We start from the raw sequence: 19,456 nt of genomic DNA, 5'->3' as shown, positions 1-19,456 counted from the left end.
TGTTCCGCAGCACTGATTATCTCCCACACGACCTTTTTTGGATAGCCAGACCGTGGATAGCCCCTCTCGCAGCGGTGTTTTCGAGGCCAGCACCGATGCCCGACTCGAATCGTTCGCCGAATCCATCAGCTTCGACCGCCGCTTGTTCCGCCAAGACATTCGGGGCTCGATCGCCCACGCCGACATGCTGCGGACCGTCGGCCTGATCAGCGACAAAGATTTCGCGGCCATTGGCGACACTTTGAAGCAGATCGAAGCGGAATTCGAATCCGGCGACTTTCCGGTCCGGCTGGAACTGGAAGATGTTCATATGCACATCGAGTCGGCGCTGATCGACCGCATCGGCGACGTGGGCCGAAAACTGCACACCGCCCGCAGCCGCAACGACCAGGTCAGCACCGACGCGCGGATGTGGATCCGCGAAGCACTCGACCAGGTCGACGGCTTGCTGGAGGCGTTGCAAAAATCGTTTCTCAGCCGATGCGACGGTGACATGGACGTCATCCTGCCGGCCTACACCCACCTGCAACGCGCCCAACCGGTGCTCGCGCCGCACTACTGGCTGGCCTACATCGAAAAATTCCAACGCGACCGCGATCGGATCGCCGACTGCCGGCGACGTGTCAATCAATCGCCGCTGGGCGTGGCCGCCGTCGCCGGCACGACGCTGCCGATTGATCGCCAGCAGACCGCTGCGGCACTCCAGTTCGATGGCGTCACCGCCAACAGCCTGGACACCAGCAGCGACCGCGATTTCATTCTCGAATCGGCGTTTGTGCTGTCCATGATCGCGTCCCACCTGAGCGGTTGGGCGGAGGAATGGATCTTGTGGAGCACCGTCGAATTCAACTTCATCAAGATCCCGCAACAGTTCTGCACCGGCAGCAGCATCATGCCGCAGAAGGTCAACCCGGACACGCTGGAGCTGACCCGTGGCAAGTCGGCGCGGGTGATGGGAAATCTGCAGACGTTGATGTTGTTGGTCAAGAATCTGCCGCTGGCCTACAACCGCGACCTGCAAGAAGACAAGCCGCCGCTGTTCGATTCCTTTGACACGATCATCGCGATGCTGGAGCTGGCGATTCCGATCGTCGCCGGCAGCGAGTTGCAGCGTGAACGGATCGCGGCGCGGATCGAAGAGGGTTACTTGGACGCGACGACGCTGATGGAATGGTTGATCAAGAAAGGCATGCCGCAGCGCACGGCGCACCACGCCGTCGGCGCGATCGTCGGCGCCGCGATGGCCGCCGACGTCCCGCTGGCCGAGTTGCCGCTGGAGACGATGCAACAACACGCCCCCGAAGTCGACGCGTCGATCTTAGACGTCCTGGGCACCCAGAACGCCATCGCCGCCTTCACCAGCTACGGTTCGACCGCCCCGACCCAAGTCCGCAACCAAGTCACCGCCTGGACCAAGCGGCTGAACGTGGAATAGGCTTCCAGCCTGTCATCCGCGGCTGACGTCGCGTGCCATCGGTGGGTTCGCCCCGTTTGATCGGTCGTACGTTGCTCGCCGGGATAACAACCGTGCAATGGGACCTATAGGACATAGAGGACACATGGGTCCCATTTGTCCTCTTGGTCCTATCGATCGCGGGACCCTTCGAAGCGATGGCTGGACCAACCACCGTCAGTTCCGAGATTGCCAAATTGTGATGTACAATCCAGGTTGATCGATTCCTCGAATTTGGCAATATCATCGCTGTGATGTTCGAGTTCCTGCTGGTTCGGGTTTCCGTTTGGTTGGCTTGCGTTGCGTGGTTTGCGGGAGCATTTTGTCGATTACTGTCCGCAAGACCGGGCAAGGCATCTACGGCCTTGCCGACGCGTCCCCGAGCAGTCGAAGCGGCTTACGGATGGCTGTGGTTGGTGGGCTCCTTGTTGTTGTGCATTCATATTGCGGCAAGCTACGGATTCGTCCATCAATGGAGCCATCGCGATGCGATCGAGGTGACGGCCCGCGAGTCATTCCGCGTGACTGGAATACGCGCGGGTTGGGGCGTGTACGTCAATTTTCTGTTCGCCATGTCCTGGCTCTGCTACAGCATCGCACTCGTCACCACGGGTCGTCGTGAAAAGGTAATCGACCGAACGCTTTACGTTTTCTTGGCGACCATCCTCGGATGCGCAACCGTCGTCTTTGAAGCCGGCGTGATCCGGTACATCGCATTGGCTGCCTTCATCGCCTTAGTCGTCCTACACGTTCGCGCAAAATCAGCCAGCGCACCTGTGTGAAACGGTGTTCAAGCTGGGAGAGACCCGGGGCGCCGATTCGTCTAAGGCGACCGTGCTCCCATTTCTCGATTAATCAGTCTTTCCGCTTCCGAAACACCGCAAATTCAGGATCAATAGAACACACGCAACACGAACTGCAGAACCTGCACCGGAATCGGCCGCCGGAGCATCGAATTAGCTGGTTCGAAGGCGTTCTACTTGCTGCACCAAATCAACGTCGACAGCCGACTCTAAGCGTTTTGCAGCCGCGAGACAGTATCCCCAATCGAGCCGCTCGCCTTGAATTTCCACGATGCCCTTTACATCTTGCAGGTCTCGTTGACGGCCCGCCAGAACCTTCAGCACTATCAGATCCTCTGGAGTCGCCACGAAAATTTCGTGCCCCTCAACGATAATCGGATCTGCCCGTTCGACGATTTCTTTCTCAAACCCAGAAAGACCGATTGCCAAGTGACCGCGCCAAAGCCAATGCCTGATCCAAGTTGCACAGTAAAATGAGGTCAAGATCTTCCGTTGCTCGAATCCGCCCCCTCATCGAAGCGGCAAGTCCGCTGATCAACGCGTAGCGAAAGCTTCGCCTCTCCAACTCGCCTGCGAATTTGGCCAGCACCTCGATCAACATTTGTTTCAACGCCTAATCTTCCGAGTTGAACGCTGCAATCTCTCGAAGCCGAATCGGAAGTTTTTCGATCAGCCACCGGTTCTGGCGATCGACCAAGAGCGCATCTGGTTTCTCTGCGCACCGGGAGAGGGAGACCAATTCAGCGAAACGCTCTGCCTTCTGCATCGGACTCGCCTGCCGTTCAACGTCTAGACGCGCCATCGCGATCGCAGCTTCGAATTGGTGAAAGTCGTGTTTGGGTGCAAAGCTCATTTCTACAATATAGACCGTCCGACCCGAATGCGTCATCCAGCGCTCCGGCGGCCGACGCCGGTGGGCTCATCGAGATGCGCTGTTTTCTGCGAATGAAGACCACATTGCTGATTTGCCAGTGATTCTGGCGGTCTATCTTGGCGGCCGTCCTTTCATTTTCCTGCCCACCATTTTTCTGCCATCTCTCCATCTGCTGCGCGTACACGCAGCTTCACTCTATGGGCTCGGCTTGTAGCGTTCTTCAATCGATTTCCGGAACTCAGCGTCAACGAAGGGGTCCTCGGTTTGCTCTTGCCACTGCTGCAACGCAAGCTGAAGTCGCGATTGGATGTTCGCCAATTCGGCGTCCCCGGCCCGGATCTGGAATTCAACCGGGTCGGTTTCTAGATCGTACAGTTCCCACTCCGGCGGATGTTTAAGCCGCTGCATTGCCTCGCGCGCCGGGTGGTCTTCTGGCAACGTTTGTGCTTCGGCGTAGGCGCGATCTCCGTCGACCGATTCTGAGGCCGTCGTCTCGCTCGCCCGCAGGTTGTGAATCAATTTGTACCTTCCATCGGTGATCGCTCGTCGTGGAAAGAACGGTGTCGCGCCGTGGAAATGAAATTCGCCGACCAACGTGCTCCGCCAATCGGACGGTTCGTTCTGCGTCTTTAAGACGCCGCGGAGTGAGCGGCCGTGCATCGGTGACGGCAATTCAATCCCGGCCGCGTCCATGATCGTCGGGTAGATGTCGACGCTGCTGACCAGCCGATCGGAGGCATGGGGCTGCGAGACGCCGGGCCAACGGACCAGGAACGGGACGCGGAGCCCGGATTCGTAACAACTGGTCTTTCCACGCGTGAACGGCGGGCCGTGATCGCCGAGAAAGACGATCAGCGTGTTGTCCCAGTTGCCGGTCTGCTGCAGCACGGATTCCAGCATCCCGATGGCCGCGTCGATGCGGTGCACGCAGTTGTAATAGCCGGCGATCTTTTGTCGCTGCTCCGGCGTGTCGATCCGTTGCCACGGCCAAGCCGCGACGTCATCGGGGCCGAGCACCTTCGTCGGCAATCCCTTGACCGAGTCGGGAAAGAACTGCGGTCCGCGGCGGCCGTCGGGCAACCGCTGTCGCGCCACGTGCGGATCGAACAGGTTGAACATCAAGAACCAGGGTTCGTCGCCGGACTGTGTCAGAAACTCGCGTGCGAAATCGATTTGCAGCCGGACGTCTCGGCCGCCGAACCCTTCGCCGTGTCGCATGTCAAAGGCGAATGCTTTTTCAGGGCCGACGTGCAGTTTGCCGATGATGCCGGTCCGATAGCCATGGCCCTTGAGGACGTTGGGCAACAATGCATCGACGAGTGGTTCGTGAACGCGAAAGCCGAGGTTGGCGTTCAGCAACCCGTATTGTCCGTTCCCGTGCGGATAAAGTCCGGTGAACATCGACGAGCGCGAGGGGCTGCACGAGGCCTGGCTGACGTAAGCGGTTTGAAAGCGTACCGACTGGTCGGCCAGACGATCGATGTTTGGGGTATTGGCGACGGTGTCACCGTAACAAGAAAGTTGCAGTCCCAGGTCATCCGCCGTGATCAATAAAATGTTCGGCCGATCATTTCCCAAGGCCCCAGCCGCGAAGGCCAACAAAATGGCGACCGCGCCGAGTCGGCGAAACAGGAACAGGTGATGCATTTTCAATCCTCACAACGCGTCTAAAATGAATCTCAACGTCCAATCGGCAACCATTCTACATTCGCAAATCTCCCCGCGTGATTTCGATTCCTCGCGTGGCCCGGTGTTTAGCTCGACAGGCCTGTGGCGATCGCACGATCGACGGATTGCGCCCAATCCAGGGCCAATCGATCTGCGGCCGCCGAAAAAGGTGTCCGACACCTTTTTGGTAGACAGGGCAGCTTGGTGGGTATAGGAAAACCCGTTCGCTTTGATGGGGGCGGCCAGGGCGCTATCAGGCCTCGAAGTGATGACTTTGTCGCTCGCTGAGGATTCCCGCTGGCATCTTGCGTGGCGCGAATGTTTAGTTCAGCAGACCTGTCGCGAGCGCGCGGTCGACGGACTGTGCCCAGGTAAGGCTCAATTGTTCTCGGGCCAGATGCTCCGTCTCGGATGTTGTGTGGGTCCCATCGGAGATCGGTTGATCGTCATGCCGCTGAGTCTGATGATCGTGACCCGCATCGAGCGTTCGCAGTGCCGCCCCAGTTCGGTTGTCTGTTTGAATGTTTTTCCGCCAAGTCGTCTCCGAGCTCGCGTCTCTCTCCTTTGCCGATGGGACCGCGGGGAGGAAACTATGATCGGTGATCAGGTTGGAGATCGGGCTGAGGGTCGGCGTCACTTGTTCCGATTCTGCAGCACGCTCACCCTCGGCTTGTCGTGCCAAGGTGTTGATCACGAACAAAGCATCCAGCGGAGAAATCATCTGGTCTCCGTTGGAATCGTAGTAGTCGCCGGGCCATTGAGTTAGGCTCAACGGATCAGGCAGCGTGACTTCAGGAACTCTGGCGATTCGGTTGATCACGATCAACGCATCGATGGCCGACGTTGAGCCGTCGTTATTCACATCTGTCGTCTCGACGACGTTCTGCCAAGGTTTTGGGACGTCGACCATGATGGGATTTAAGAGGGTCCCGGGCGCAACGATTTGACGATAAAACTTGCCTTCCTGCTCGAACGCATCTCCCATCCGCCAAACCGATCGGTCATTGAACCGCAGTTGTTCCCGCGAGGAGGCGACAACGGTCAGGTTCTGTGCCGTTGAGATGGATGCCAAATCCTCGACGAGGAGTTGCATTCTCTCGGAGTCGGCGATGTCCAGCATCTCGATGTTGTCGGTTTGGAAATCGCCGGTTGCGCCAAAATCCAGAACCAGTGGTTGTTGATTGGCTCGGTCAAGATCGCGAAACGCGAGTCGATTGATTTCGCCATTGCCCTGAATGGAAATTTGATGGTTCGGCTGTTGTCCAAGTTCAATGGTCAAGGAGTCGCCGGCGGCGGGCATCGAGACGTCGAGTTGTGAGAAATCGCCTTCGGTCTGAAAGATCGGCGGTTCCTGGCCGTTTCCGACGATGACGTGGTCGGCGATCAGTTTCAGGTAGCCGTCCGGATGAATGAGGTTGACGGCGAGTGGTACTGGATCGGATTTGGCATCGATGAGATCCAACCAGTAATCTTCGACTTCGCCATCGGCTGCCGCCCCCGTCGGCCAAGTCTGCCCGGCGGTGCTGAGCCGAACTCGGGCCGCGGTCGGGCCTGCGAAGGCTCCGGCCGGGATGGTCAGGGGGATCAAATTTTCGCCGGCTTGGACGTCTTGTGCGATCACGACTTCATCGATTCGATCACCCCAGTCGCCGTCGCGATCAAAGTCGATCCAGATACTGATTTTCCCTGCTTGTGATGCCGTCACTTGCATGGTCGTCAGCGTGTCCGTCTGTGTGACGAGCAAATTGCTCAACCACCGCACGCCCTGGTTTTCGTCCGGCTCGTTCTGGTCATCATGATCAGCGGTTGCGGTGGGGTGTCCATCGGAATCGACATCAACACCCGCACCCAGGAAGAGTTCCGTGACGTTGTGCCGGGCACCATTTTGCGAAAGTGTCACCGGGTAAGATTGACCGAGCCCATCGGGCAATCCTTCGGGGGCATCGCCGAAATCGGCGACCTCTCCTTCGTCGTCGAAGATTTGAACTTCGCCGGATTGATGGAGCTGACTGCTGTAGATGACGTGGGGAGCAAACGAGCCCTGCCGGACGCCGTAGGCAAGGCCCGTCTCGGTGGCAGCGACGGCTGTCCAGCTGACATCAAATTCACTCGGCAGCAGTGGGTTGATCCGCGACGCTTGGGACCGACCATCGACCGGGACGACGAACAACTCCAGCTGATCATCGACCAGTTGATCCGCGAAATAGTACAGATCTTGTCCGTCCGTGCTGAAAAGGAACGGTGCAAAGCGAGGGATCGCTCCGCCGACCACGAAGTCGCCGTTGAGCTTTTTCGGCGGCTGGGAACCGTCCAGTGGGACGCTGAAAATTTCCACCAGGTCGTCCTCCGGATCACGGAATTCAATGGCCTGGAAGACGATGTGTTTTCCGTCGGGTGACAGAGTGATCTTGTCGATCGCCCTGCCTTCGATGGGGTCGAGCAATTTGCGTGGAGGCTGGGAGCCATCGCTCGGTACCAGATACGTTGAATACCCGTCGGATTCGTTTTCAAAATTGGATCGGAACAGCACGTCTTCGCCGATCACTCGAAAACCGTGCTCCACCCACTGCGAACCGGTCAATTCCGGATGCAAGATCTTGGGCTCGGCGGAACCGTCGACGGGAACGGTGAACAACTCGTGCGGCGCCTCGATTCCCTTGTCCATTCGGTAAACGAGGTATTTTCCATCGGAGGAAAACTGAAAGGACGAGCTTCCGATGTCAAACGCGACTCGTTTCGATTCCCCTTGGCCGTCCAGTCGCGATGTGAATAGATTGCTGATCCGAGAGGAATTCGGGTCGCGTTTTGCGAACGCCAACGTCTGGCCATCGGGGCTGATGGTCCCGGCGAGACCCCAAGTGCTTCCCGGTACATCGGCGGCGACCAGCCTGGGCTCGAACGATCCATCCATCGCAGCAACATAATGCCGCAGATCGTCACCGTTGCGGCTCTGAAACACGATCGAGTTGCCATCGGGCGTGAAATCGACGGTGCCATAGAACGGCGGCAAGTTGTTGATCGGGATAGCCGGCGAGGAATCATCCAGCCGGGCGGAGTACATCATCGATGCATCTTCACCGTCGGGCGTCCAGCTGTACACGAAGCGTTCGCCATCGGGAGCCAAGGTGAAGCTCGACAAGACGCCCGAACTGAGATCGCTCGGTACTCGCATCGGATTCATCGATCCGTCGGCAGGGACGATGTAGACGTCCGATTTTCCATCGGTCTCAAGGTCACCCGAATAGATCAGCCACTGGCCGTCGGCAGAAAATCGGTGTGTCTGAACGGTTTTGTAAAAATCGTCATCATAGCGTGCCAACTCGATGGGAGCCCTCGAACCGTCGGTTGGTACCGAGAGAATCGCGTGGGATGTCGTTCGTCGGGCACCATAAACGATCATGGATCCGTCCGGGCTCGTTTCCAGCCAATCGACAAACAGATCCCCGGGTGGCGAAAACCCTTGCTGGTCGGCGACCACGCGTCCCCCATCGTCATCGACGATCGCGACGCGCACGCCGAAGCTGAGATCCCCGTCGCGCAGTGCATTGTCCAGTAAATCGACGTCGACCGACTTGACCGTTTGGCCCGGTGAAAACGTCAGTCGCTGACCCGTCACCGGCACAAAGTCCCGTCCCCCGACCGCGCCGGAATCGATCGTGTCAAAGAGGACTTCCACGGGCTGAACCTGAGCTTCCGCCAAAGAGACATTGATGGTCACGTGGTCGTCGTTTTCCATGGCGTCCGGCGTGGACAACAACAATTGAGCAAGCAATCGTCGCGGTTCGAGCCATTCAAGCGTCAGTGGATTTTGATCACGACGTTTCGTGGCCAGGGCATTTTGGTTGACAGGGCGACGACGTGGTTGGTTGTTCATGCGATACGAATCGAACACGGAATAGAGTCTCTAAGCGAAACAAAGCTGGGCAGTCTAGCATAGTTGGCGCCCGAGGAATCTGCTTGCTCTGGACGATGCCGCAGGCCTAAGATGACTCCTTCGTCCCCCTGATGCCCCGGCAGGAATTGATGATCATGCTTCGCTTTCGCAATCGTTTTGTGCTGCCAGCGGCCCTTGTCGGCTTCGTGATTTACCTTTGCTGCACGCTGCCAGGCATTGGGCTGCTCCGCGCACAGGACCCGGGGCTGGATGCCTTTCGAATGCTGCACGCCGAACTGCGCGAGCGGATGGACGACGATCTGCAGGGCGCGGTGGAGTTTCTTGATTCGAAAATCGCCGAAAATCCCGATTCCGAGGACCATCATGTGCTTCGCCACAGTCTGGCATCGCGGTTTTCGGACCAGCAAGATGACCAGAAAGCGATCGCACAATTTCGCAAACTGCTCGATTTCTACCTGAAACGCGCCGACCAGAGCAAGAATCTGTTCGGTGCCTGGATGACGATCCAAAGTATGCGGGAGGTCGCCGATCAATCGGGCAACGATGAAGCCCTACGGTCGGCCGTCGAAGACGCGTTGAAGGCTTTCGGCGACGCGCCGGCCGAATCGAATTTCGAGTTATTGTTGCCGCTGTCGCAATTGACGGTTCTCAAAGCTCAGATGATGGTGGACGCGGGCGAGACGGAAGCCGCTGAGGAGTTGGTCGAGATGCAAATCAATCGTTTGCGCGGCATCAATGAATCCGCCGATGCAGACGAAGTGTCGATGACAACCTACGTCCGCACACTTCGCGAGCTAACCGGCGACGAACGCGGCAACGATCCGTGGCGTGACGGATACATCGAAAAATTGGACCAGGCGGTCGAAGTGGCCCTCGAAAACTATCCCCAGTCGACCGCTCTGCAAAACGACTTTGCCGAGGTGCAGCTGATGATGATCACCACCTGGAAACAAGAGGATCCCGCCGCGACCCAAGAGCGGATCGAGAAGGTGTCGAAGCGTTTGGCTCGTTTTGCGATCAAGAATCGATCGGTCCAGGCAACGCTTCGTCGAATCGAGCTGCACCGCGAGCGGATGGCGGCGGCCAAACCGGTTGCCTCGCTCGTTGGCAAACCCGCACCGGATTGGGAAATCGATGCCTGGGTCAACGTCATCGAACTGGACCCGGAGACGCTCAAGGGAAAGGTCGTGCTGCTCGACTTCTGGGCCATGTGGTGTGGACCTTGCATTGCAACGTTTCCGCATTTGCGAGAGTGGCGTGAGGAATTCGCCGATCGCGGTTTCGAAATTGTCGGTGTCACGCAGTACTACAACTTTCGCTGGGACGAAGAAACCAAACGCGCCTCCCGCGCCTCGGAAGACGTCACCCCCGAAGAAGAACGCCGCACGCTCGCCCGCTTTCTGGAGCATCACGATCTCGAACATCCCGTCCTGGTGACGCCCGAAGGAAGTAAAATGCCCGGCGAATTTGCCGTCCGTGGCATCCCGCATGTGGTGTTGATCGACCGCCAGGGGATCGTGCAACTGGTCAAGACCGGTGCCGGACAAGCGACGGCCGACGCCATCCACTCCAAGATCAGCAAGTTGCTCGGCGACGACGAAAAATAAGTGGGATAGGCTTCCAGCCTGTCGACGTTGGAATGACAGGCTGGAAGCCCATCCCACTGGTGAAGGGATTCGCGGGCTCGTTGATCGAGCCCGTTTACCGGCACGGGCTCACTCCGTTGCGTCGGCGACGGATTCTTTGTCGGGTTTTGAATTTCCCGTCAACCTGTAGCAAGCCGCTTGAGCTTGGCGACTGTAGTCGGCGGATTCGGCCAGGATCCGGGCCGCTTCTTGATCGGCGTGAAATCCCTTGCTGTTCTCGCTACTGATGTAATCCAGACGCCACATCGCTTTGCGTTGCAATTTGAGGATCGGCGCGAGTTCCTCTTCGCTGGCACCGGCCGACTGAGCTTCGATGATGGCGTCAAGCATATCCGTCATCGCCGCCGCCGCACGATCCATCAGCGAACGCGTGCGTCCCTGGATGATGTCAACCCGCGCCTGCAGTTCTTGCTCGGGAACATTGTGGCATGTTTGGCAGGCCCGGTTGATGTTCAGCATCGGGCTGCGGACCCAGTGGCTGCTGACCTTGGTTGCCCCCTGTCGCTCATAAGGCATGTGGCAATCACTGCAGCTGACACCTGCGCGGGCGTGAATCCCCTGGCTCCACAATTCGAATTCGGGGTGTTGAGCCTTAAAAACCTTGGTGCCGGTTTCTTTGTGAACGTAATCGTAGAACTCGCCTCCCTTGCTGCCGTCTTCGGCGTCGGGAAACACGGTCTGTTCCCATTCCTGCTCGAGATCTTCCATCTTCAGCCCATTGCTCCACGGAAACGTCAGCGTCATTTTGTTGGCGCAGTAATATTCGACGTGACATTGGCCGCAAACGAAGGATCGGAGTTCTTGGCGGCTGGCATGGACGTTGGGGTCGTAGCTTCCCCGGGATCCGGCATCACGCCACGCTTGGATGCTGGGCAGGTGCGGCACCGGATCGTCGCTCTTGGCAAGCTTGTCGATGCCGAGGATAAAACCAGGGCGTGTCACGCGGATCGCCATCGTTTCCGGGTCGTGGCAGTCGACACAGGAAACCGGGTGGGCGCCACCCAAGTGTGGATCTGACGATTCTGGATCGGCGATCGCATCGGGCGTCTGCTCGATTTCCGCGTGCACCTCTTCGTACTTCATTTGGCTGACCGCACGAAAACCCTCCATCACCGCTTCCTGGTGAAACGACTCACCCAACGTTTCTGCAGAGACCTGTTCTCCCAGTTTTTCCATGCCGATCCGCCGGTATGTCGGCACGATCGACGCGTGGCAATGCAAGCAGGCGCCTGCCTGCTGCACATCGGTCACCCGTTTGGTGACCTCCTGATCGCTGAGCATGAAGGCGTGGCCCCGAGCTTCACGATAGTCGATGCTGAATGCGTAACCGGCGAACAACCGTTTCAGCCACGGGTCTTGCTCCAGTTTACTGGGCGGCAATGCGTTGCTGCCGCCGTATTGCGTCCGCTCGCTATCGGCGGTTTTCAGGTACGATTCGTATTGCAGAGGAAAATTGACGCCCCAAGGCTTGGGATCGGTGCTGATTTCATTGACTTCCACCAAGCGGACGAATGGCGCACGTGCCTCCTGCTTGTGTTCAAAGATGCTGACCAAGACGGAGACGACGCCCACGGTCGCCAAGGCGACCAACAAGGTGAGTGTCGCCAACCAAACGATGCCGCGCGATTGATTCTTCGTCATCTCAACAAGACCGAGGGAAGGGATCGGGAAGTGAAAGGTGGATGGCCAGCGTCAGCGAAGGACGTGACCGACGTCGGCGTGGCAGTGAACACAAGACTGAGTCTGGGCGTCGGCAGCCACCGGAAGCATCGCGTGGACGAAGTCTTTGTGGCACGAAACACACGTGCTCTGGGTGACGCGTTTATTGCGAGGCTTGATTTGAATCGGGTTTTTGAAGTCCCCGGTGGTGAAGGCCAGCGAGTGAAAGAACCCATTGTCGGCCTTGGTCACCCACTTGCCGATCGCGTCGTGGGGTAAATGACAATCGTTGCAGACGGCAACATGGTGGTGGCTGGAATGCTGCCAGGAATCGAGGTGGTCCTGCATGACGTGACAATTGACGCACATCTGTGGATCGTTGCTCAAGTAGCTTGCGCCCTTGCCATATCCGAATGTAAACGTGCCGACGCCGATCAGAATGCCCACCAACACACTCAACAAGATCAATCCGGAAGAAAACCACCGCGGTCGTTTCTTCCCCTGTTGGTGGGCGACGAGTTCCGGCTCGTTTCCATTATCCATGCTCGCGTCTTCCATCGGCCCGCTTTCGTTGAAGCACGATCAACCCCAAACTCCACCACATCGTTGCCCATCATAACGCAACCAACCGAGGTGGTGGAACGCGACCGTCTCACGGAGAAGGATCGATCACTTCACACGGAGCCCGGCACCGTGCCATAACACGTCCAAGTCAGAGGTGGACCATTGTTCAAGTCCTACCGATGGATCGCCGATCAACAGTTCGCCGGTCGGCGCTCGGCCGAATGCGACAACGGAATGGCCCATCCCGGGAATCCAGCCCCATTGTTCGACATAGCGACGGTCGTCGACGCCGTAGGGTAATTCGACGGCCAGCAACACCGGCCAGTCGTCATCGCTGAGCAAATCATCGATCGTGCCATCGACGATTTCCAATTCACGACCGTTCTTTGCGGCGATCAGTTTAACACCGCGATACAGGCCCAACGTCGGTGTGCCGCTGGAATCGGTCAAACACAGTGGAATCATCTCGGACTCGCTCACCTCGATCCTCTCGGCTCGAAACAAGGTTGCCGCGGCAGCCGGGCTGCAAGTTGCCCAAGAGGTTTGCATCGCGACTCCGTTTTCCCATCGATCGCCGCCAAGCGGTGGCGGTCGCAGCGCAATCGACAGCAGCGGCCAGGTGATCGCGGCCAGCGAGGCGGTGGCGAGTAGTGCAGACATGATCATGCGTCGCCAGGCAGACACGTTCGGCAGTCTCCACGCCCATCCGGCAGCCAGGGCCGCAAAGATGGCGGCCAAGTTCGTGTAGATGATGGACGCCGATGCCGGAATCCACTTTGCCCAGAAGAGTTGTCCCGAAGCGTAGAACAGGAAGATCACCGTCGCGAGAACCGCGATCGCAACACTTGCGGTCGTCCGTTGTCCTTTGTCCGAGTAGACGCAACAACCGGCCAGCAAGCCGCTGCCGAGCGAGACAACGGTCATCACCACGATCGCGACGAAGAGATCAGTTGCCATCGGTTCGGCTCGTTGGGGGGGAGGAGTTCGTTAGGAGAGGAGTGTAACAAGAGAGGAGTTCGGGACGTCCAGTTTGAATCAATGAACTGGATCGCGTCCTATTTTCGACGCAACCCAGTTCTGGATCATCCCCACCTTTCGCTCCGCAAGCGTTGCGAAAGAACGCGGCGCCCGCGGCAGCGAAAGGAGACGCAGATTGACTTGGCGTCCTGGATGCGGATGTGACTTCGAATCGAACGACGGGCATCGCCGAACTCGACTTCCTACGGACGCTCGTCAACGGGTTTCGGATCAGCTGGTGCTGTTGCTGGAACTGGGCGTTCGGCGATGGATTTCGGTCGACTTGCCATCCTGCGTGATCTTGCGGGCCATCAAGACGACTCGATCGTTGACCTTCAGCGGGACACCTTGAACGGTGATCTCGGCGCCATCGCTCAGTTTCGACTGGCGGTTTTTGGCGGGCCCCAAGTCGACCATCATTGTCTTTCCGTCAGACGTTTTGACTTTGACCAACGTGTGGTCGACGCCGCGGATGTCGATGGTTTTCGTCTTTTCGATCGTTCCTTTGTACTTTTTGCCGTGGCGATCGATCTGCACGCTGCCATCGTTCGTCGACGCATCCGTGGCGACCAGAATCGATTTGTCGCCGACCTGCAATGGATGACCGGACGCGGTTAATTGATCGCCCTTGGTCAGCGAGGTTTCTTCCGTGGTCGGTCCAAGATCAACCGCAAGTGTATCTCCTTGCTTGGTGTTGACCATTGCGACTAAGTGCTCACGGTCTCGCACCTGCACCGTCTTGGTCTCCGCGACGTTGCCGGAAACGCTCCGCTTGCTGGACTTCAATTCCTTCTGCTGATTCTTGGCCTGTTCTTTCGACTGGTCTTGGCCATCGGACTGGGAATCAAACGCGTAATAGTTGAAGTCCTCATAGAACCCGTCACCGTCGGTGTCCGTGTACGAGGCGTACGCGTCGTAGAGTCCATCGTCATTGGTGTCGTAGTAGTGCGAGAAGTACCGGTTGCCCCAGTAGCTGTACCCGTCGTCGTAGTAGTCGTAGAACCAATCGGAATCGGTGCCGTCGTTGTACCCGTAGTCACCGTAGAAAAGACCGCGATCGTTGTCCGAGTCCGTGCTGGTTGCGTTGTCGGTGAAGGTAAACACCTCGTCATCCCAGCGTCCGATCGCTTCGTCGGTGGGGTTGTAGTCGTTGCCGTCGAACCACTCGCTGACGTCGTACCACGCGTCGTCTTCGTAGTACGGTGTATTGCTACCAAATTCGTCGGCGCGGACACCTGCAACCGGGATCGCGAAGACGGCGGCCAGTGCGGCAGAAAAGATCATGCGTTTCTTGGTCGTATTCATAGTGGGTCTCCTTTTAGAGTGCGGGATTGGAGTTGCACGCTGCAACCCCGATGACAGGAGACGATGCAAAGTGAATGCCAAAACGGGATTCACAGCGAGGACGTTTCGCCGAGAGCGTCGATCGACGCGGGGTTTTGTGGGGGTGACACCAGATTGAAAGAGCCCCAGGACTCACCGCTGGTCGATTGCCGGTGAAGCGGAATGCGCCGCGACGAAGAGCACGCCACCGGAATGATGGAGAGGCGGTCAGACTGGCCGCTGATCGGACAGTGAGCGCCGAGATCTCGATCAACGCGCGGGATGTCGATTTCCTTGTTCCCGGGCTCCCGCCTCCTGGCCGTGAACCGCGTGTGGCAGAGCCACACCGCCAGAAGCGTTCCAAGGTGGAACCCTGGAACGAGTGGAAAGCCTGACCTCAGGGCCTACGTGTTCTTCCCGTGCTTCCGGTGTTGCGCTGGCGCGTCGCGACCGGGTGGCTACCGATCCGAACGCAGGTTCCATGCCGCACGGGCGACCGGCAAGGCGGCTCGTCGCAGCCCGTCAATCAAGCGTTTCTGTGACTCATGGCTCGCTCGAGTCTCCGCGATCTTTTGGTGCGTGTGTGCGATGGCTAAGTTGAACGGATCCAGCGCCAGCAATTCAGCGTCGGTCTTGGCGTGGTAGACCGAGCGCGCGAAATCACGCCAGACTTGACCGCCTCGCACCGGCACATGAAAACCCTCGTGCTTGTCGCCCCGCCGGAGAAGCGGACGTGTCATCGGCTTGTAACAAAGGCCGTCGCCGGAGTAGGTCCGGAAGACGCCCTCGCGAATGGTGCCGTTGGAACGCGTTGTCTTGTACAGGAAATGTTGATCCACGGTGGCCAGCAGATCGAGCTCCCAGAGCTGGGGGCTACGGTAATCCCAAACCCCTTGGGTCGGAAGCAGATCGGCAATCGTTTCCGAGCCTTCCTGAAGCCCGCCGCTGGAGTAGCTCGGAAAATAGTCGTACCGCGTCCGCGTGGCCGGTTGCATCGATCGATGGTCTCTCAGGAACGATTTGCCGGTTTTCTTTTCGAAGTCGAACATCGCGTTTTGAAACGCGCGCATGCGAGTCGGGTCGGTGCTCAAGTCTTGGTGGGGTCGCAGTAACAGCGCCGGTATGGCCGGATAGGGATGCAGCGCCGCGACCTCCTGCTCCGCTGTTTGTGGTTTCGGCGTCGGAACCACTTCGTTCACGTCGCGGCTGGGCGAAACTGCGGGAGCGGTGTTGATCGTCGAGACGGTTTCAGTCGGTCGCCGATTCGGCGGTTCGTATTGACTCAAAAACCACCAACCGCCACCGACCAGACAGGCTGCGATCAGCACCTTGTGGTAGTGCCCCGCGACGTAGGCTCCGATCAGACCGGTCACCAGCCCGCCGAACCAGCGACCGTCACCATCGAGCAGCCCCATTCCCCAGCTGCCCGCCAGGACGAATCCAAGGATCGCGAAACCTGGGCTAACCGGTCCCTGTGGTGTCGGCGGGTTCGGTTTCGACTTCGGCTGAGCTCTCGCCGACTGAGTTTTCGCCGACTTGGCTTGTTTGGTGTTCGCGTTCGGCCGGCCACGCGCGTCACCCTGGTTGCCGAAGTCGGGTTGGCTGAACGCGGCTTCGGCTTGCGCGGCTTCGGCTTGCGCAGCGGCATCCCACGCGGCCTGCTCCTGCTGCTGCCGATTCAGCTCGTCCTGCTGCATCCGCCGCATTTCTTCGGCTTGCGAACCCGCCGGGTCGTTGTACCCATCGACGCTGCTAAATCCGCCACCGGGATGTTGATCGAAATCGCTCACATTGTTCCTCTTCGGGTCCGTGCGAAACTAGCAAACCCGACGGGGGTCTAGCCAGAGGAGTGCGCCGAGGGAAAAAGGTGTCCGACACCTTTTTGGGGGAATAGGTGGTTTGCCCCGCGCCGAGGACCTCGGCGTCTAGAGAAAACGGGCGCGTAAGTGCTGACCCGCTTTCATCTGCAGACCTTGCGGGAAACGCACCACGTATCGTCCCGCCTCGGATTGAAAACGGGAAAAAGGTGTCCGACACCTTTTTGGGGGAATGGGCGGTTTGCCCCGCGCCGAGGACCTCGGCGTCTAGAGAAAACGGGCGCGTAAGTGCTGCCCCGCTTTCATCTGCAGACCTTGCGGGAAACGCACCACGTATCGTCCCGGCTCGGGCTGAAAACGAGACGTGAGGGGCCGGTCATCCAGCGTGACCTCGGCACGATTGGCACTGGTTCCGTCGACCTGATCGAACGCCAATTCCTTTAGATCAAGCCGGCCGTATCGCAGTTCGATCGATCCCGTTTGAACACCCCGACCAGCCGTTTGCTGGAAACGGCCCCAGCCTTCGGCGGTCGTAAAGGCGGCGCGGAAGTTGTCCTGCTGCATCCGCGGCCCGAAGGCCAGTTTGCCTTCGGGGCCATCGTAACGGTATCCACAAACGGCCATGAACGCGCTGTAGCTGGCCATGGCGCGGGCATAGTGGTCGCTGCATTCGATTTCGTTGTACGGGTTGCGGTCTTGCGGCTGATATCGATCGTAGATCGCCTTGCCGATCGCCAGGCCCTTTTCGACCAAACCTTCCCAGATCATGTGGGCGGCGACCTGCCACTCGAACCCGGTCATGCATTCATTCAAATAACCCGCATAGTTTTTCTTGCCGCTCTTCGGCTCGACCTTTCCGTGCGGAAACGAACACATGACCAGGCCCGCATTGCCTTCGACGGCATACCAACGCCCATCGGTCATGACGTTTCGGAAATCGCCCACGTTGGGAGAAAAGTTAAAGGTCCAAAGCGATTCCAACGCGCGACGGATCTTGTCTTGCGGCAGCACTCGGTCCAGGCCCACATTCCAGAGCCAAAACTCGCCGAGGACTTGGTCGATGTGGCAACCGTTGGTGGAACCGTGCTGTTCGTCCTTGCCCGGCCCCGGTTTGTGGATGAAGTGGCCGTACTGCTCGTTCCAGAGCAGGTCGACCATTTTCGGAGTGCCGTTCGCGACGATCCGTTCATAGCGCTGGGCGACGGCGGGCTGCTTCATCTGCCGCGCCATCACGGCCGCTGCCTTGAGCGCGGCGTGGTACAGATTGATCAGCCAATGCACTTGCCCGTACCAGGGTTCGTCCAGCGTGTTGTGCTGGGCACCCGCCAACAGTCCATCGCCATCGGGGTCCCATTTGCGAATCACGTGTTCCATGGAAAGCCGGGTGCGATCCCAGATGCTTTCCAAGAAGCGATGGTCCGCGGTCATCTGACTCTCACGCAGGACGCGCAGGATCGTGCCGCATTGTCCGTCGATGGCATCGTTGAACGTGCTGATGGAATGTCGGAAATTGATCGAACCATCGTTCGGTCGGAACCCCTTGCCGTATTCCACCTTGTCACGGCATTCGCGTTCGATGACCGGAAAGATCCGCGCCAACCCCTGGGCATAGTGCCAGACGTGCGTGCAGTTGCCCGGACAACAGTTCACGCCTTCGTCCAGGTTGTACATGCCGTCCTGCAGGGCCAACCGTTCGGCCACTTGAGTCTGCATGCAGTTCAGTGAGATCAACGTTCGCTCCAGGAACCAATGGGGCAACGTCGAGTCGTACCAGGTTTCGACCCAGGAATGAGTCGTCTGGAGCAGTTCCGATTCCCGGACGGCCACGGCGCCCGCGGCATCGCTGGCGGTCGGCCACCGGGTGGAATAGTAGTTGATGTCGCGGGCACCCGGTTTGCGTCCGAACGCCGTGACGTAGTTTGCATTGGGAAATCGCCAGGACAACGTGAAGGAAACGGTTTGTGCTTCGCCGGGTTGGAGCGTCAGGGTACGTCCCAGAGAGGCAAATCCCCGTTCGCGGAAAGGTCTTTGGTAGACCTCGTCCTGTTTCGCGTTGGATTGCCTGGATGCAAAAAGACCCGCTGTGCCCGGTTCGGATCGCCTGATATCCACGATGTCCGGTGTTTCATTGCCCAGCATCCCCAACGCGACCGCCCCGAAATCCGTCGCCCGTTCCAACGGCGACTCGGGTTGTTGTCTGGCTGGATGGGTCGAGAACACGATCTGATCGATGTCGATGTGTCCCCATCCGCGCGAGGACGCATCCAAGATTTCAAGGTGCGCCTGCTTGCCGACCAGCCCGGCTACATTCCAGCCGGCCCATGCCATGGCGTCGGATTGCTTGCCCGCCGCGGAGCGAACTTTTTTCCCATCCACCCACAAACTGATATTCAGCTTGCTCTCGTCGCGTCCGCCGCCGATCAAAAAATTGAGATAGGGTTGTTCGATTTTGAACTCGGGTGAGATCAGTTTGCCTTGGAGGTCGTCGCTTCCGGTCCAGGAATTTACCAAGCCCTGGCCCTTGAATCCTGACAGTTTTTGAATCGTACGCCCGCCCGACGCCGGCGCCTCGCCAAAGGCCTCTCCTTCCACTTTCCAGTCGCCGTAGTCGCCACCCTCGAAATCAGCGAACACGACGGTTTGTTCGGGACGGTGATCCTCGGTGGCCGATTTCGCCCAGCATTCCACGGCGGCCAGTCCATCCCGCTGGCGATACCGACTCAACCGAATGCCGTTC

At 58.6% G+C, this 19,456-nt stretch carries 13 protein-coding genes; 3 read left to right on the top strand and 10 right to left on the bottom strand.

The genetic code is table 11. From position 1 onward, the window contains the following. Positions 1-52 precede the first annotated feature (52 nt). Together argH and Enr13x_RS01500 are read left to right on the top strand one after the other, a co-directional pair. Positions 53-1,435: an argininosuccinate lyase gene (argH, locus tag Enr13x_RS01505; RefSeq protein WP_145384382.1), complete on the top strand. Its 1,383-nt coding sequence runs from the start codon at positions 53-55 to the stop codon at positions 1,433-1,435. Positions 1,436-1,818: 383 nt separating this feature from the next. Further along, positions 1,819-2,235 (top strand): hypothetical protein, encoded by a 417-nt coding sequence (locus tag Enr13x_RS01500; RefSeq protein ID WP_145384381.1) that lies wholly within the window; start codon positions 1,819-1,821, stop codon positions 2,233-2,235. 174 nt (positions 2,236-2,409) lie between these two features. On the opposite strand, the gene Enr13x_RS01495 is transcribed toward Enr13x_RS01500, so the two are convergent. From Enr13x_RS01495 to Enr13x_RS01480, 4 genes are all read right to left on the bottom strand, one after another. Beyond that, positions 2,410-2,739, bottom strand: coding sequence for a nucleotidyltransferase (locus tag Enr13x_RS01495; RefSeq protein ID WP_197455699.1), 330 nt, complete (start codon positions 2,737-2,739; stop codon positions 2,410-2,412). 130 nt (positions 2,740-2,869) lie between these two features. Then, complete coding sequence (locus tag Enr13x_RS01490; protein WP_145384379.1) at positions 2,870-3,109, bottom strand: hypothetical protein; 240 nt, start codon at positions 3,107-3,109, stop codon at positions 2,870-2,872. A 216-nt stretch (positions 3,110-3,325) separates the two neighbouring features. Next, entirely contained in the window at positions 3,326-4,777 is a 1,452-nt protein-coding gene (locus Enr13x_RS01485) for a sulfatase family protein (protein ID WP_145384378.1), read from the bottom strand. Positions 4,778-5,120: 343 nt separating this feature from the next. After that, positions 5,121-8,672, bottom strand: coding sequence for a GEVED domain-containing protein (locus tag Enr13x_RS01480; RefSeq protein ID WP_145384377.1), 3,552 nt, complete (start codon positions 8,670-8,672; stop codon positions 5,121-5,123). Positions 8,673-8,827: 155 nt separating this feature from the next. Here Enr13x_RS01480 and Enr13x_RS01475 point away from each other — a divergent pair, with 155 nt between their 5' ends. Then, the gene (locus Enr13x_RS01475) at positions 8,828-10,300 is read left to right on the top strand and encodes a TlpA family protein disulfide reductase (RefSeq protein WP_197455698.1); all 1,473 of its coding nucleotides are present in this window, start codon (positions 8,828-8,830) and stop codon (positions 10,298-10,300) included. Between the two features lie 108 nt (positions 10,301-10,408). On the opposite strand, the gene Enr13x_RS01470 is transcribed toward Enr13x_RS01475, so the two are convergent. The 6 genes from Enr13x_RS01470 to Enr13x_RS01445 all read right to left on the bottom strand — a co-directional run bounded on the left by Enr13x_RS01470 (position 10,409) and on the right by Enr13x_RS01445 (position 19,443). Continuing rightward, positions 10,409-11,980: an ammonia-forming cytochrome c nitrite reductase subunit c552 gene (locus Enr13x_RS01470; protein ID WP_145384375.1), complete on the bottom strand. Its 1,572-nt coding sequence runs from the start codon at positions 11,978-11,980 to the stop codon at positions 10,409-10,411. A gap of 51 nt (positions 11,981-12,031) precedes the next feature. Next, the gene (nrfH, locus tag Enr13x_RS01465; protein ID WP_145384374.1) at positions 12,032-12,541 is read right to left on the bottom strand and encodes a cytochrome c nitrite reductase small subunit; all 510 of its coding nucleotides are present in this window, start codon (positions 12,539-12,541) and stop codon (positions 12,032-12,034) included. 126 nt (positions 12,542-12,667) lie between these two features. Continuing rightward, positions 12,668-13,519 (bottom strand): cysteine peptidase family C39 domain-containing protein, encoded by an 852-nt coding sequence (locus Enr13x_RS01460; protein WP_145384373.1) that lies wholly within the window; start codon positions 13,517-13,519, stop codon positions 12,668-12,670. A gap of 291 nt (positions 13,520-13,810) precedes the next feature. Next, positions 13,811-14,884 (bottom strand): hypothetical protein, encoded by a 1,074-nt coding sequence (locus Enr13x_RS01455; RefSeq protein ID WP_145384372.1) that lies wholly within the window; start codon positions 14,882-14,884, stop codon positions 13,811-13,813. 476 nt (positions 14,885-15,360) lie between these two features. After that, positions 15,361-16,692 (bottom strand): hypothetical protein, encoded by a 1,332-nt coding sequence (locus Enr13x_RS01450; protein ID WP_145384371.1) that lies wholly within the window; start codon positions 16,690-16,692, stop codon positions 15,361-15,363. A gap of 294 nt (positions 16,693-16,986) precedes the next feature. Further along, a complete protein-coding gene (locus Enr13x_RS01445) occupies positions 16,987-19,443 on the bottom strand; it encodes a GH116 family glycosyl hydrolase (protein WP_231744041.1) in 2,457 nt (818 codons plus the stop codon). Positions 19,444-19,456 lie beyond the last annotated feature (13 nt).

Source organism: Stieleria neptunia (genome assembly GCF_007754155.1).
Lineage (GTDB): Bacteria > Planctomycetota > Planctomycetia > Pirellulales > Pirellulaceae > Stieleria > Stieleria neptunia.
The sequence above is the reverse complement of the archived record's forward strand: the minus strand, read 5'-3'. Positions and strand labels throughout refer to the sequence as shown.